This window comes from Pseudooceanicola sp. HF7 (assembly GCF_011806405.1).
GTDB lineage: Bacteria > Pseudomonadota > Alphaproteobacteria > Rhodobacterales > Rhodobacteraceae > Pseudooceanicola.
The window spans coordinates 1-13,758 of the sequence record NZ_JAATOW010000014.1 but is presented as its reverse complement, the minus strand read 5'-3'; the positions used below and the strand labels follow the sequence as shown (position 1 = coordinate 13,758).

Annotated in this window: 13 protein-coding genes; 7 read left to right on the top strand and 6 right to left on the bottom strand. The window is 63.2% G+C overall.

Annotated elements, in window-relative coordinates; all coding sequences use genetic code 11:
- The first annotated feature begins 82 nt into the window (after positions 1-82).
- On the top strand, positions 83-970 hold the full coding sequence (locus HCZ97_RS10040) for an SDR family oxidoreductase (RefSeq protein ID WP_167688575.1): 888 nt from the start codon (positions 83-85) through the stop codon (positions 968-970).
- Positions 971-1,048: 78 nt separating this feature from the next.
- On the opposite strand, the gene HCZ97_RS10035 is transcribed toward HCZ97_RS10040, so the two are convergent.
- The 3 genes from HCZ97_RS10035 to HCZ97_RS20585 all read right to left on the bottom strand — a co-directional run bounded on the left by HCZ97_RS10035 (position 1,049) and on the right by HCZ97_RS20585 (position 4,547).
- Positions 1,049-2,446: an NAD-dependent succinate-semialdehyde dehydrogenase gene (locus tag HCZ97_RS10035; protein ID WP_167688574.1), complete on the bottom strand. Its 1,398-nt coding sequence runs from the start codon at positions 2,444-2,446 to the stop codon at positions 1,049-1,051.
- A gap of 755 nt (positions 2,447-3,201) precedes the next feature.
- A complete protein-coding gene (locus tag HCZ97_RS10030; protein WP_167688573.1) occupies positions 3,202-3,648 on the bottom strand; it encodes a hypothetical protein in 447 nt (148 codons plus the stop codon).
- 596 nt (positions 3,649-4,244) lie between these two features.
- The gene (locus HCZ97_RS20585; protein WP_254871453.1) at positions 4,245-4,547 is read right to left on the bottom strand and encodes a hypothetical protein; all 303 of its coding nucleotides are present in this window, start codon (positions 4,545-4,547) and stop codon (positions 4,245-4,247) included.
- A 184-nt stretch (positions 4,548-4,731) separates the two neighbouring features.
- Here HCZ97_RS20585 and HCZ97_RS10020 point away from each other — a divergent pair, with 184 nt between their 5' ends.
- From HCZ97_RS10020 to HCZ97_RS09995, 6 genes are all read left to right on the top strand, one after another.
- Complete coding sequence (locus HCZ97_RS10020) at positions 4,732-4,914, top strand: cupin domain-containing protein (protein WP_368484353.1); 183 nt, start codon at positions 4,732-4,734, stop codon at positions 4,912-4,914.
- A gap of 180 nt (positions 4,915-5,094) precedes the next feature.
- Positions 5,095-5,358 (top strand): M20/M25/M40 family metallo-hydrolase, encoded by a 264-nt coding sequence (locus tag HCZ97_RS20580; protein ID WP_368484352.1) that lies wholly within the window; start codon positions 5,095-5,097, stop codon positions 5,356-5,358.
- Positions 5,359-5,423: 65 nt separating this feature from the next.
- The gene (locus HCZ97_RS10010) at positions 5,424-7,271 is read left to right on the top strand and encodes an ABC transporter ATP-binding protein (RefSeq protein WP_167688571.1); all 1,848 of its coding nucleotides are present in this window, start codon (positions 5,424-5,426) and stop codon (positions 7,269-7,271) included.
- A 206-nt stretch (positions 7,272-7,477) separates the two neighbouring features.
- On the top strand, positions 7,478-8,365 hold the full coding sequence (locus HCZ97_RS10005; RefSeq protein WP_254871464.1) for a type IV pili methyl-accepting chemotaxis transducer N-terminal domain-containing protein: 888 nt from the start codon (positions 7,478-7,480) through the stop codon (positions 8,363-8,365).
- A 217-nt stretch (positions 8,366-8,582) separates the two neighbouring features.
- A complete protein-coding gene (gene tig / locus HCZ97_RS10000; RefSeq protein ID WP_167688569.1) occupies positions 8,583-9,911 on the top strand; it encodes a trigger factor in 1,329 nt (442 codons plus the stop codon).
- A gap of 450 nt (positions 9,912-10,361) precedes the next feature.
- Entirely contained in the window at positions 10,362-11,690 is a 1,329-nt protein-coding gene (locus HCZ97_RS09995; protein ID WP_167688568.1) for a mechanosensitive ion channel family protein, read from the top strand.
- Between the two features lie 574 nt (positions 11,691-12,264).
- On the opposite strand, the gene rplI is transcribed toward HCZ97_RS09995, so the two are convergent.
- The 3 genes from rplI to rpsF are packed head-to-tail and all read right to left on the bottom strand — an operon-like array spanning position 12,265 to position 13,496.
- Positions 12,265-12,873: a 50S ribosomal protein L9 gene (rplI, locus tag HCZ97_RS09990; protein ID WP_167688567.1), complete on the bottom strand. Its 609-nt coding sequence runs from the start codon at positions 12,871-12,873 to the stop codon at positions 12,265-12,267.
- 12 nt (positions 12,874-12,885) lie between these two features.
- A complete protein-coding gene (gene rpsR, locus HCZ97_RS09985) occupies positions 12,886-13,113 on the bottom strand; it encodes a 30S ribosomal protein S18 (RefSeq protein WP_116133697.1) in 228 nt (75 codons plus the stop codon).
- Between the two features lie 26 nt (positions 13,114-13,139).
- Positions 13,140-13,496, bottom strand: coding sequence for a 30S ribosomal protein S6 (rpsF, locus tag HCZ97_RS09980; RefSeq protein ID WP_167688566.1), 357 nt, complete (start codon positions 13,494-13,496; stop codon positions 13,140-13,142).
- Positions 13,497-13,758: the final 262 nt, after the last annotated feature.

Below are 13,758 nucleotides of genomic sequence, written 5' to 3'. Positions count from 1 at the left end.
CTTGTCAGTCACTGACATCACGTTATGTCAGTGACTGACAGAGATCATAGGATCTGTGCGAGCAAGCGCAAGGAGGTTGACCATGCGTGTTTTTCTGACGGGTGCCAGCGGTTGGATCGGATCGATGATTGCCCAGGATCTTCAGGCGGCAGGGCATTCCGTCACGGGTTTGACGAGCGTGCCGAGCAAGGCAAAGGCCCTGAGCGCCGCAGGTGTGACGCCCCTTGTCGGGGCTCTCGATGATATCGACATCTTGCGCCGTGGCGCCGAGACTGCGGAGGGCATCATTCACACGGCCTTCGGCCTGGATATTTCGCGCATCGATGCACTGGCTGCGGAAGACCGCACCGCCATCGAAACCTTCGGAGAGGTCTTCGACGGATCGGCGCGACCGATCATCGTCACCGATGGCTTCCTGCACCTGACGGGAGAAAAGGCAAAGGAAACCGACCGGCCCGAGGTGCTGCCCGCGTTTCCGCGTGCCTCCCAGCGGACCGCTTTCGCGCTAGCGGACCGCGGCATCCACGCCAGCGTCGTGCGCAATCCGCGATCCGTCCATGGCAAGGGGGAGAGGCATGGCTTCGTGCCGATGCTGGCAGCCATTGCGCGCGACAAGGGCGTGTCCGCCTATATCGGAGAGGGACAGAATGTGTGGCCCGCCGTGCACCGCCTTGACGCTGCTCGCCTCTACCGGCTGGCCCTCGAACGCGGCGCGCAGGGAGAGGCGTATCATGCTGTCGCGGAAGAGGGCGTGCCGTTCAAGAATATCGCCCAGGCGATTGGCCGCCAGCTTGGCCTTCCGGTCACGTCGCTCACGCCCGAGGAAGGGGAGGCGCACTTTGGGCCACTTGCAGATTGGGTCGCAAACGACGGTCCCGCATCGAACGCCTGGACGAAGAGCACGCTTGGCTGGCAGCCCGAACAGCCCGGCATTGTCGCTGATATCGACCAGCTCGATTACGAGGGATAAGGCATGTCTCAACGAGAAGAGGGCGGGGGCCGAGGCCCCCGCCCAAACGCTAAACTAACCACTTAACTGGCTGGACGCTCAGCCGGGCAGGGCAATGGCCTTGGCGTTGACGAATTCGGTCATGCCGAACCCACCATGCTCGCGCCCGTATCCGCTTTCTTTCACGCCGCCGAAGGGCATTTCAGGCGTCGCAAGGTTGAAGTGGTTGATGAAGACCATCCCGGTGTCGAAATGCTGCTTGGCCAGCTCGCGGGCGCGCGCCTCATCTTTGCTGAAGATGCCACCGCCAAGGCCGTAGCGGCTGTCGTTGGCAATCCGCATGGCGTCCTCATCGTCCTTGGCACGGATCACCGAGGCGACCGGCCCGAAGAGTTCGTCGTCATAGGCCGGCTGGCCCGGCGCGACCTCCGTCAGGACGGTGGCGGGGTAGTAGCAGCCTTTGCCCTCGGGCATCTTGCCGCCCACAGCGATCTTGGCGCCATTGGCGACCGATTCCTCGACCTGCTGATGCAGCGTGTCGCGCAGATCCGCGCGCGCCATGGGGCCAAGGTCGGTATCTTCCTTCGTGGGATCGCCAAGCTTAACCTCGCCCATCGCCTTGATGTAACCATCGACGAAGGCGTCATAGACCTTGTCGGTCACGATGAACCGCTTGGCATTCACGCAGGTCTGGCCGTTGTTGTAGATCCGACCCGCCACGCAGGTCTTGATCGCCACGTCCAGGTCGGCGTCTTCCAGAACCAGATAAGCGTCGTTGGAGCCAAGCTCCATCACCGTCTTTTTCAGGTGCTCACCGGCCTTCGCGGCGATGATGCTGCCGGCCTTTGCACTGCCGGTCATGGTGACGCCGCGCACCAGCTTGTGGGCGATCAGCTCGTCGGACTGATCATGATCGATCAGCATCACGGTGAAAAGGTTCTTCGGCAGGCCGGCCTCTTCGAAGAGGTCGCGCAGGAACAGGCCCGAACCGGTGCAGATCTCGGCGTGTTTCAGCAGCACGCCGTTGCCTGCCATCAGGTTGGCAATGGCATACCGCACTGCTTGGTAGGCCGGGAAGTTCCACGGCTGGATGCCATAGATGACACCAATGGGCGAGTAGGTGATGACGCCCTTGCGCCCGTCCTGCAGGCTGCGCTCTTCATCGGCAAGAACGTCAGGCCCGGCCTTCGCGGTCCAATCGCAGATCGCGGCACAGAGGTCGATCTCATCCCGGCTGTCCTGAAGACGCTTGCCCATTTCGCGTGTCATGAGCTGCGCGAAGTCTTCCTTGCGCTCACGAAGCTTGCGGCCGATGGCTTCCAGGACCTGGCCGCGCTCCGCGTGGGATTTCAGCCGCCAGTCAGTGAAGGCCTCGTGGCACGCTTCCAGGGCAGAGGTCATTTCTTCGTCGGTCATGAGCGGGTATGTTTTGAGCGCCTCATCCGTTGCCGGGTTCATGGTGGAGAGCGCGCGATCGGTGCTGTTTGAATCTTTCATAACGAATACTCCAGAGATGGTGTCTGGTGCCTAACGTCCTCTTGCCCTCGTCGTTCCATGGAAAGCCTGTCACGCGACATCCCCATTTCGTGATGGGCGCCCCGCCGGGAAGGGCGCTGCGCCCATGTATCCCCTGCACGGAGGAAAGACCGGGGCTGTCTTTGGCCAAGAAGGCGACCGGGCGTGACAGGCGCTGGCAGCCTGACCCAGGCCAACCGCTGCGCTTGGTAGGGACGGCCGGGTGCGTCGCGTTATCCCTGCGGCGCCCCTAGCGAGGAGGGAATGCGGAGTGCGTCTTCAACGTTTTGGCCGAGCGCTCGCTTGGAGTGTCCGGCGTCTGCGTTTCTGCACCTTGCCTAGCGTTTGGGCGGAGAGGAGGGACGGCGCTTCCAGCCCGGAGCAGCAATTGGTCCGGAACCAAGGAAGGCTGTTCTTGGTATCCTGCGAAGCGTACGATTGTTGCTGTGTCTGGCTTTTACCTGCTGATCGAAGAGCGGATACGCCGATGGGCGCTGGCCCAGAGTTCTCCGAGCCAGCGCCCCGCCGGATAGCTTTCACTCAAAGCTAGAAAAACTCTTCAGCTTGAGGCCCTATTGCGTGGGAAGCATCTCGGGATCGGCTTGCGCCAGGACGTCGATATGTCCGGAGAGCGCGGTTCCCGGTGCGGCGCAAGTGTTCTCGCGCCCGGGGGCGCGATTTTCGGGGCAGGCTGCGTGATGCGTGTGCAGGCCGATATAGGCATTTCCATCCAGGATTTACTGAACCACGAATGCGGCCGTCAAACCTCTTTCCTGGCCGACCATGGGCGCATCCATCTTCCAGTCGGTGACTTCCAGCCTGAGACCGGTTTCAGTTGCAGAGATTGTGCCGGGCAGTTGCTGGACGAAGAACTGGGGACCTCCTTGAGGGTAGTTGTGAAAGTGGATCGGGCCAAGGGCACCATTCGGACCTGCATTCGCAAGCTGGTCAGGCGCGATGCCGTCCACGTCAACGCGAAGATACCGCAGGATGCCGGTGTCCGGTTCGATCTCGATCGTGGCCTGGCCGGTCGCGGTAAGCGAAGAGCCCCAATGCGCGGAAATTTCATGATCGCTGGAAAGGTGCGAGTTCGCCTGCACGACTTCAGCGGCAAGCATATGGGGTGCGAAGACGGAAAGTGCGGGTATTGCGAGAATTCGTAGTACAGACTTGTGACGTTTCATGATCAACTCCTGGAATAGCCTGTGCGGCTTCACATTCTGATCTTTAAATGTTTAAAAAATCGTTCTCGCCGGAGCAGGATGGCCGACATCTGTTCACCTTCGATCTAATCGGCTGAGGATTCCTTCGGCCTAACGCAGCATGGGAACGGTTTGACCCTGCGGCGCACTGCCATCCCATGAGTGCGAGAGGCCCGGACATAGGACTTCGCGCTTCCGGTCCGTTACCTGGCCTGAATTTGCGGGCCGGAGACGGGGGCGGTGGCGTGCCCTCCACTCAGGACGAGTTTGCCGGTGAAGGGGGGGCAGCCGCGCAGCGAGAACGGCAGAAACTTCGGGCAGGGGCCGCGATACGGCAGATTTTTTCACGCGATCCGTTAGATAAACAGCATGAGCGAGCCGTCCTGCGGCACCACGCCGGGCCGGCGGCAAGAAACGTTCAGCACGTCCTCCGGCCCGCAGCCCAGTTCATCGAACATGTAGTCAAAGGCGCGCATCTGGGGCTTTTAGGCCTGTGCGCTCTCTGCGGTGAAGACATGCGCGATCGGCGCGCCAAGCTTGGCCATACTGTGCGGGATCTGGCTGTTCATCGAGTTGGTCTAGGCAACCAACGGGATGTGTGGCGCGATTTTTGCCAGGCTGGCGGGCACATCGGGGTTCGGCCCCCAGGTCGGCACGCAGACGTAGATCTTCGCCGCGATCTCTGGGTCGAAGGCCACGCCGTTGCGCTTGCAGGCGCGTTCCTGCGCGTTGTGCACCACCTCGGCGTAGGGCTTCCAGGCGCCCAGCACTTCGTCCAGGCGGTAGGCTGAGAAGTCGCGGATGAAAGCCTCGATCTTCTCCGGCCCAAGTTGGTCGCCGTAGAAGTCGCGCGCGGCTCCGGCCATGTCGACGTCGATCATGGTGCCGTGTCAATCGAAGGTAATGAATCTGGGGCGGAAGGTCATATCAGTCTCCGGGGTACGTATTGCCTGTATCTTGGCCTGCCCGTCACGACAGCGCCTGCCGCGTTTGTCGCTTTGAGCGCATGAAATCGCTTTTGTCGCGCGGGCGGCGGCACGGTTTGCCGCGCCGCGGGCGCTTTCGGTGACTGTGGCCGGGCAGGGCGGGGCATTCTGCCAAATCCTTGCCGGTCGCTGCGAGATGGCCAAGGACGGCGGCGAGACACATGTTTTCGGCGCCGGCGACAGCTTCGTCATGAAGCCCGGCTTCACCGGCACCTGGAACACGCTGAAGACCGTGCGCAAGATCTTCGTGATAGCCTCCTGATGCCGGGCGGCGGAGATCCTTGAACGGCTGGTCGGTTTTTCCAGCGTCGTCGGAACCCCGAATACGGCGCTGATGGACTATGTCGCGCAGTACCTCTTGGAGCACGGTGTGTGGGTCACCCGGCTTATTGGCCCCGAAGGTGATCGCTAGAATCTCTTCGCGACCATCGGGGACACCTCTGTGACTGGCTATATCCTGTCTCGGCATGACGGTGTCCTTCCCGCGCAGGAGTCGGGCTGGTTATGCGATCCCTTATTGCTGCGTCGGGACGGTGAGCGTCTGATCGGTCGCGGGGCCTGCGACATGAGGGGCTTCGTTGCGGCCGTGTTGGCTGCGGGACCGGAACTGGCAGCGATGAGACTCAAGGCGGCGCTGCGGCTGATGGCGTCGTGTCGCCGGGGCGGCACATCCCGGAAACCCGGATGTGCGCCGGGTCCCGCTTGACTTATGCGGGGCCCGGGGTCAGTCAGCGGGGCTTCTGGTTTCCTTACGTACAAGAGTGTCTGCCCATGTTCGCCTGGTTCGAACGCCGTATCGCCCCCTATCCGGAACAGACGCCGGAGATGCCGCCGGGCTCGCTGGTGCGCTTCGTGCTGCATTACAGCCGCGGCGCGCTGCCCTGGCTGGTCCTGCTGGCTCTTGGCTCTGGCCTGATCGCGGTGATCGAAGTGGCGCTTTTCGGCTGGCTCGGAGAGCTCATCGACCGCCTGGCCGACACCCCGAAAGAGGTCTTCTGGCAGGAGCAGGGGACCCGCATCGCCTTCATGGCGGTGGTGCTTCTGGTGGCCTTGCCGGTGCTGAACGTGGTGACCTCCATGGTGTTGCACCAGTCCCTGATGGGGAACTTCCCGCAAAGGATCCGCTGGCAGGCGCACCGCTACCTGCTGCGGCAGTCGGTGGGGTATTTTCAGGATGAATTCGCCGGCCGGATCGCGCAGCGCCTGATGCAGACCGCGCTGGCCGTGCGCGAGGTGGCGATGAAGGCCATGGACGTGGGCAGCTACGTGCTGATCTATTTCCTGGGGGCCATGGTGCTGGCCGCAAGCCAGGACTGGCGGCTGGCGCTGCCCTTCCTGCTCTGGGCGCTGGCCTATGCGGCGATGCTCTGGCGGATCGTGCCGCGTCTGGGCCGTGTCGCCCAGGACCAGGCCGATGCCCGCAGCGCCATGACCGGGCGGATCGTGGACAGCTACACCAACATCGCGACGGTAAAGCTGTTCTCTCATTCGGACCGGGAAGAACGCTGGATGCGCCATGGCATGGATGGCTTTCTTGAGACGGTCTATCGCCAGATGCGCCTGTCGAGCCTTCAGGACATCGTGCTGAACCTGATCAACGTCTGGCTGGTGGCCTCTGTCGCGGGGATCGGCCTGTGGCTCTGGTCCGAGGGCCGGGTCGAGGTGGGCGCGGTGGTGATCGCCGTTCCGCTGGCGCTGCGGCTCAACAACATGGCCCATTGGATCATGTGGGAATTCGCCGCCCTGTTCGAGAACATCGGCACGGTGCGCGACGGGATCTCCAGCCTGGCGTTGCCACGTCAGGTGCGTGACGTCCCGGATGCCAGGGCCATGCAGCCGGGCCCCGGAGAGGTGCACTTTGATCACGTGACCTTCCGCTACCAGGGCATGGAAGGCGCGCAGCCCATGGCGGTGCTGGATGACCTGAGCCTACATATCCGCCCCGGCGAACGCGTCGGCCTCGTGGGGCGGTCTGGCGCGGGAAAATCCACCCTGATCAACCTCTTGCTGCGCTTCCATGACATCGAGGGCGGCGCGATCACCATCGACGGGCAGGACGTGGGCAAGGTCACCCAGGACAGCCTGCGTGCGACCATCGGCGTCGTCACGCAGGACAGCTCCCTGCTGCATCGCTCGGTCCGGGAGAACATCGCCTATGGCCGCCCCGACGCCACCGAGGAAGAGATCCAGGCCGCCCTGCGCATGGCCGAGGCCGAAAGCTTCGTGCCGGATCTGTCGGACAGCCATGGCCGGCGCGGGCTTGACGCCCATGTGGGCGAGCGCGGCGTTAAGCTGTCCGGCGGGCAGCGCCAGCGGATCGCGATCGCCCGCGTGGCGCTGAAGGATGCGCCGATCCTTGTGCTGGACGAGGCGACCTCGGCCCTCGATAGCGAGGTGGAGGCCGCGATCCAGTCCCGGCTGGACGTGCTCATGCAGGGCAAGACGGTGATTGCCATCGCGCACCGGCTTTCGACCATCGCGGCCATGGATCGGCTGATCGTGATGGATAAGGGCCGGATCGTGGAACAGGGCAGCCACGCAGAGTTGCTGTCCCATGGCGGGATCTACGCGCGGCTCTGGCAGCGCCAGTCCGGTGGCTTCCTGGCGCCGGACGCGTGAGACGGTTGCGGGGGTGCGGCATAGCTGACGGGCAGGGGGCTTCGGCCCCCTTTCGCCGCCCAGTGGCCTGCGCGCGGCCTAGGATGTTTCCGGTTTGAATCATTTTGCCCAGGCTACACCGGCGTTCCGGCGCCGGGCTTAACCCTTTTTCCACGCGGCATGGGCCATCTGAACGCGTCATGACGCAGCGTAGGAGGCTTCCCGTGATGAGAAGCAAGTGGGTGACGGACTTCGCGATCCGAGTGCTGGCCTGTCTGGCCCTGACCACTGGCGGGCTGGCGGCGCCATCCCAGGCTACGGCGACGATCGCGCAGGATGCGGCGAAGCGAAAGATCAACCTGGCGGGGCGGCAGCGGATGCTGTCCCAGCGGATCGCTATGCTGTCCTGCATGGCCGATACGGACGTGCTGGTGGACCAGAGCCTAGCCAAGGCGCGCGCCGCCACGGACCTCTTCGATCGCACGCTCACAGGGTTGCGACAGGGGAGCGAAGACCAGGGGCTCGCGCCAGAGGACAACACCGGCGTGCTTGAGGCGCTGACCATCGTGGACCGCCTCTGGCTGGGCTACGGGGCCGCCGTGAACCGCTACCTGGAGGGGCAGGAAGAACCGGCGCTGCGGGCGATCCACCTGCGCAATGTCGCCGTTCTCAAGAACATGAACACGGCCGTGGGCATCATGGAACGCACCTACGGCGAGGGGCTGATCTCTGCCGATATCGCGGCGGCGCTGAACATTGCGGGGCGCCAGCGGATGTTGATCATGAAGGCCCTGAAAGAGGCCTGCATGGCCGGCCGCAGCTTTGATCCGCAAGAGGACAGGCGCGCGCTGGCCCGGACTGTCTCGCTCTTTGAAAGCAGCCTTTACAAGCTGCGCACGGGCAATGAATGGGACGGCATCGTGGCGCCGCCCTCGTTCGAGATCGAGATGCAGCTGGAACTGGTGCAGATGGTATGGGACTGGATGGGGCCGCAGCTTCACGAGATCGCGGGCGGTGGGGCCGCCGGTCCTGAGGCCCTGACACGCCTGCTTTACCACGGCGAAGTGGCTTTGAGAGAGATGAACGCCGCCGTCTGGATGTATGAACATTTCTGACCCGGCGATTCCCGTCCACCGCCAAGGTCCGCCCCAAAATGGCCGGCCCGGCTGAGCGGGTCGCCTTTCGCAATCCTTGCCCGGGCGGGTGTTTTTCCGCCATTCCGGGGCAAAACAGCCTGAATCCGCCTTGCGTGACGGGGGCGCTGCGCATAGAAGGCAGTCTGATTTTGCTGGCCGCAAACGGGCGGCCCCCGGAATGGAAGGACAAGCTAGGATGCAGGTCACCGAGACCCTGAAAGAGGGCCTGAAACGCGGCTACACGATCACCGTCACCGCCGATGAGCTCGACGTCAAGGTGAACGAAAAGCTGGCCGAGGCGCAGCCCGACGTCGAAATGAAGGGCTTCCGCAAGGGCAAGGTTCCGATGGCCCTGCTGAAGAAGCAGTTCGGTCAACGCCTGATTGGCGAAGCGATGCAGGAAAGCATCGACGGCGCCATGAGCAAGCATTTCGAAGACAGCGGCGAGCGTCCCGCGCTTCAGCCGCAGGTCACCATGGCAGACGGCGAGAACTGGAAAGAGGGCGACGATGTCGTCGTCGAGATGTCCTATGAAGCCCTGCCGGAAATCCCCGAGGTCGACCTGAAGACGATCTCCCTGGAGAAACTGGTCGTGAAGGCCGAGGACGAGGCCGTCGAAGACGCGCTGAAGAACCTTGCCGAATCCGCTCAGGACTTCGAGGAGAAAGACGGCGCAGCGGAAGATGGCGACCAGGTTGTCATTGATTTCGTTGGTAAAGTCGATGGTGAAGCCTTCGAAGGCGGCTCCGCCGAGGATTACCCGCTGGTGCTGGGCTCCAACTCCTTCATCCCCGGCTTCGAAGAGCAGCTGGTCGGCGTGACCGCGGGCGAAGAGAAGGCTGTCGAAGTCTCCTTCCCCGAGGAATACGGCGCAGAGCACCTGGCCGGCAAGGCCGCTGTCTTTGACTGCACCATCAAAGCCGTCAAAGCGCCCAAGGCTGCCGAAGTCGACGACGAGCTGGCCAAGAAGTATGGCGCAGAAGACCTGGCGGCCCTGAAGGGCCAGATCTCTGAGCGCCTGGAAGCGGAATATGCCGGTGCTGCACGCGCCGTCATGAAGCGCCATCTGCTTGATAAGCTTGACGAAACCGTCACCTTCGAACTGCCGCCGAGTCTGGTGGAAGCCGAAGCGGGTCAAATCGCGCACCAGCTGTGGCACGAGGAGCACCCCGAGGTCGAAGGTCATGACCACGCCAACGTCGAGCCGACCGAAGAGCACAACAAGCTTGCCGAACGCCGCGTGAAGCTGGGCCTGCTGCTGGCCGAACTGGGCCAGAAGGCCGAAGTGGAAGTGACCGACCAGGAAATGACGCAAGCCGTCATGAACCAGGCGCGTCAGTACCCGGGTCAGGAACGTCAGTTCTTTGAATTCGTTCAGCAAAACCAGCAAATGCAACAGCAGCTGCGGGCCCCGATCTTTGAAGACAAGGTCGTGGATTACGTCTTCGAACTGGCGGATGTTTCCGAAAAGGAAATCTCCAAGGACGAGCTGGAAAAAGCTGTCGAGGCGCTCGAGGACGAGTGATCCCGGCTTCCCGGATCGATGGATCGAAAGGCCGCCCCCCAGGGGCGGCCTTTTTCGTTTTCGCGGGCCTTGCGACGGTGCGGTGGCGCCTTTTCGGAGCGACTAGTAGGGGCGTGGAACGGGGGCGTGTGCCGGGCTGACGACTGGGGATGTGACGGCGCTCCGTGGGGTTTTGAAGGCTGTCGGTGGGGCGTCGGTACCGCGTCTGTTTTGCGTCGGTATCACGTCGGTATTACGTCGGTGCGTTTCGCACGGGGTGTTAGGCTTGTGTTAAGCGCTGTAGGGGGGCTTTGCCCCCCACGAAACAGGGGGGCACGATGCCCCCCGGTTTCGTTCCCCCCAGAGTTTTTCGGCAAGAAGAAAGAGGGATGGGGGGCATGGGTCTTACTCTCGACAGAACCTGTGCGGGAGACGTTGGCTAAATGGCGGGCCAACCTATTTGATAACGCCATGAAGCACGTCATCCTTTGCCTCCTTGTCCTTTTCGCCGTCGCGGGCCAGGCAACCGCTCAAGGCACTCCTCAGGAAAACGGGGGGCCGCCGCGCGTCGCGGTGGAAGATGCCCCGTCCGATACGGCCATCGCCGACCGGTTGCGCGCCATTCTTGGCGCGCTTGAGCATGATGGCATCAATGTCACCGTGCAGGCCGGGGTGGTCAGGCTTTCGGGGGATATCGCGGACCCGGCCGTCAGCCGGCAGGTCGCCGCCATCGCGGAGCGCCTGGACGGCGTGGTTGCGGTCAACAATGCGCTTGCCGTCTCGGACGACATCGCCCAGCAGATCAATCCCGCGGTGAACCGCTTTCGCGCGCGGATCGATCAGCTGATCGCGCGATTGCCGCTCTTCCTGCTCGCGCTGGTGGCCTTTTCGGTGATCCTGGTTGCTGGCATGTTGCTGGCGCGGCTGCGCTTCTGGGATCGGATCTCTCCCAATGCCTTCATCGCGGGGATCTACCGCCAGGCCTTCCGCGTCGCCTGCGGGATCGTCGGCATCGTGGTGGCGCTTGACGTGATGGGGGCGGCGGCACTGCTGGGGACCATCTTGGGGGCAGCCGGGATCGTCGGCCTGGCCATCGGTTTCGCGGTGCGCGACACGGTGGAGAATTTCGTCGCCTCCATCATGCTGAGCCTGCGCCAGCCCTTCCGGCCGAATGACCTGGTGGAGATCGAGGGGGAAGTGGGGCGCGTGATCCGCCTGACCTCTCGCGCGACGATCCTGTTGTCGCTGGACGGCAACCATGTCCGCATCCCGAATTCCACGGTCTTCAAGGGGCGGATCGTGAATTATACCCAGTATCCCGCGCGCAGGTTCATGTTCGATATCGGCATCGATCCCGATGCAGACCTTGAGGCGACGCGGGCCCTGGCGCAGGACGCGCTGAAGGCGCAGCCCTTCGTGCTGGACAGCCCCGAGGAGCTGGTCTGGATCGAGAACATGACCGAGTCTGGGGCGATCCTGCGGGTGACGGGCTGGATCGACCAGAACGCGACTGGCTTCGCGACCGCCCGGGGGGATGCCATCCGCCTGGTGAAGACCGCCATCGAAGAGGCGGGGGTCGCCATTCCGGACACCACCTATCGCATTCGCCTTGAGGGCATCGGCGCGCCCGCCGAGATACCTGAGACGAAACCGGCCAGCGCGAAGCTCGTCCAGGCCCAGCCCGATGTGGCGAAGGACGGATCGGTGCATCAGTCCGAGGAAAAGGCGCTGATCCCGCTCGTGGATGCAGAGCGGCAGGGGGCTGATGACCTGTTGGCACGAAACGCGCCGAGGGAATGAGGAATGTGCGCCCGGTAGGATTATTCATGCCGGGCGCAGAGATCCGATGGGGGATCCGCTTCATTCGCTTTGCATCGGCTTGAGTGCGCTTCGGTAAACCAGAGGCATGTCCGTCTGGGCGACGAGGGCCTGAACGCGGCGTGCTGGGCGTGTTCCCGTGTTTGGTGGGGCGATGGTGTTCAGCCTCATGCAAGCCTCTCCCGGGAGGTCGAGGCAGGCCGAGGCGGTGTTGTCCTTCAGGTGTGCAAGGGGAGAGGCGCCAGGTCTCAGCAGGATATTCGGCGCCTGCTCCCGCGCCTTTGCCGAGATTGCGGGGCCTTCGTGGATGTCATCAAAGTCCGTCTGCGCGCGGCGGCGGTCCCGTAAGTCGGAATTTAGAGATCAGCAGTGTCTCTACGATCATGGTGCCGCAGGGCTTTGGAAGCATCATGAAGACTGCGCGCTTCGCAGGCTGGTGTCAGTTCTGTTGGGGCATCGGATGCGCCCGACAGAAGGGCGGGCCACGGAAAAAGCCGCGCCCTTTCGGACGCGGCTTTCAGGTTTCGGGCCGGTCGGCTGACCGGGAAGGACGGGCTTACTGCTCGTCTTCCTCGGAAGCGGCGGGCGCGTCGTCTTCGTCGTCCGAAGCGGCAGAGCCGATATCGTCGAAGAGTTCGGCGATTTCGAATTCCGCGGCAGCTTCTTCCTCTGCGGCCAGTTCCTGAATGGACTTGCCGGCAGCCTGGACTTCCGCTTCTTCAACGGTCCGGGCCACGTTCAGGATGACCGTGACGATCACTTCCGGGTGCAGGGTCACGTTCGCCTCATGCAGACCAAGATCCTTGATCGGCTGGGGGATGATGACCTGCTTGCGCTCGACGGTGTAGCCGTTTTCGGTGGCGACGTTTGCAACGTCACGCGGCGAAACGGAGCCGTAGAGGTTGCCGCCATCGGAGGCGGCGCGAATCACGACGAACTTCTGGCCGTCGAGTTTCTCACCAAGCGCTTCGGCTTCTTTCTTGGTCTCGAGGTTGTTGGCCTCGAGCTGGGCTTTCTGCTCTTCGAAGGAGGCGATGTTCTCTTTCGAGGCGGTCAGCGCCTTGCCTTGCAGCAGCAGGTAGTTGCGGGCGTAGCCGGGCTTGACGGTGACGATATCGCCCATCTGGCCGAGCTTGGCGACGCGTTCGAGAAGGATGACTTCCATTGTATCAGCTCCTTACTTCACAGCGTAGGGAAGCAGGGCGAGGAAGCGGGCGCGCTTGATGGCGCGGGCCAGTTCACGCTGCTTCTTGGCAGAGACGGCGGTGATGCGCGAAGGCACGATCTTGCCGCGCTCGGAAACGTAACGCTGCAGCAGACGTGTGTCCTTGTAGTCGATCTTCGGCGCGTTGTCGCCGGAGAAGGGGCAGACCTTGCGGCGGCGGAAAAACGGTTTCGTGGCCATGATTTATGTCCTTTCCTTCAGGCTGATCAGCGGCGCTCGCGACGGCGATCGTCGCGTTCGTCACGTTTCTGCATCTGGACCGAGGGGCCCTCTGCGTGCTCGTCGACCTTGATGGTCAGGACGCGCATCACGTCGTCATGCAGGCGCATCAGGCGTTCCATTTCCTGGACGGCCGTCGCCGGAGCGTCGGAGCGCAGGAAGGAGTAGTGGCCCTTGCGGTTCTTGTTGATCTTGTAGGCCATCGTCTTGACGCCCCAGTACTCGGAATCGACGAGCGAGCCGCCGTTGTCCGCGAGGACGGTACCAAAGTGTTCGATGAGGCCTTCGGCCTGCGCGTTGGAAAGGTCCTGGCGCGCGATGAAGACATGCTCGTAAAGCGGCATGTGCACTCCTGTTTCTGTCTGGGCGCATTTCATAGGAGGGTCGGTATCCTTCCGCGACCCGTCCACGAGAGGCTGCGCGATGAAAGCGATCCTGCGGAAGGAGGGGCTGCATTACATCGGAACGGGCGGGCTGGCAAGGGGCGGGGGCGTTGTGGTGTGTGCGGCCTGCGTTTTGGGCACGCCTGAGGGTCTGGGCGGGATTTCGCCGCTTTTGTTTGGCGCGGGGGGCGGCCTGATCGGGCGGCGTTGGCCAGGGGAGGTG

Excerpts from the sequence above, each read along its gene's own strand:
- rpsF (WP_167688566.1), bottom strand. The coding sequence starts at position 13,496 with ATGCCGCTTTACGAGCATGTCTTCATCGCGCGCCAGGACCTTTCCAAC.
- rpsR (WP_116133697.1), bottom strand. The coding sequence starts at position 13,113 with ATGGCCACGAAACCGTTTTTCCGCCGCCGCAAGGTCTGCCCCTTCTCC.
- rplI (WP_167688567.1), bottom strand. The coding sequence starts at position 12,873 with ATGGAAGTCATCCTTCTCGAACGCGTCGCCAAGCTCGGCCAGATGGGC.
- HCZ97_RS20585 (WP_254871453.1), bottom strand. The coding sequence starts at position 4,547 with ATGATCGACGTCGACATGGCCGGAGCCGCGCGCGACTTCTACGGCGAC.
- HCZ97_RS10030 (WP_167688573.1), bottom strand. The coding sequence starts at position 3,648 with ATGAAACGTCACAAGTCTGTACTACGAATTCTCGCAATACCCGCACTT.
- HCZ97_RS10005 (WP_254871464.1), top strand. The coding sequence starts at position 7,478 with ATGAGAAGCAAGTGGGTGACGGACTTCGCGATCCGAGTGCTGGCCTGT.
- tig (WP_167688569.1), top strand. The coding sequence starts at position 8,583 with ATGCAGGTCACCGAGACCCTGAAAGAGGGCCTGAAACGCGGCTACACG.
- HCZ97_RS10010 (WP_167688571.1), top strand. The coding sequence starts at position 5,424 with ATGTTCGCCTGGTTCGAACGCCGTATCGCCCCCTATCCGGAACAGACG.
- HCZ97_RS10035 (WP_167688574.1), bottom strand. The coding sequence starts at position 2,446 with ATGAAAGATTCAAACAGCACCGATCGCGCGCTCTCCACCATGAACCCG.
- HCZ97_RS09995 (WP_167688568.1), top strand. The coding sequence starts at position 10,362 with ATGAAGCACGTCATCCTTTGCCTCCTTGTCCTTTTCGCCGTCGCGGGC.
- HCZ97_RS10040 (WP_167688575.1), top strand. The coding sequence starts at position 83 with ATGCGTGTTTTTCTGACGGGTGCCAGCGGTTGGATCGGATCGATGATT.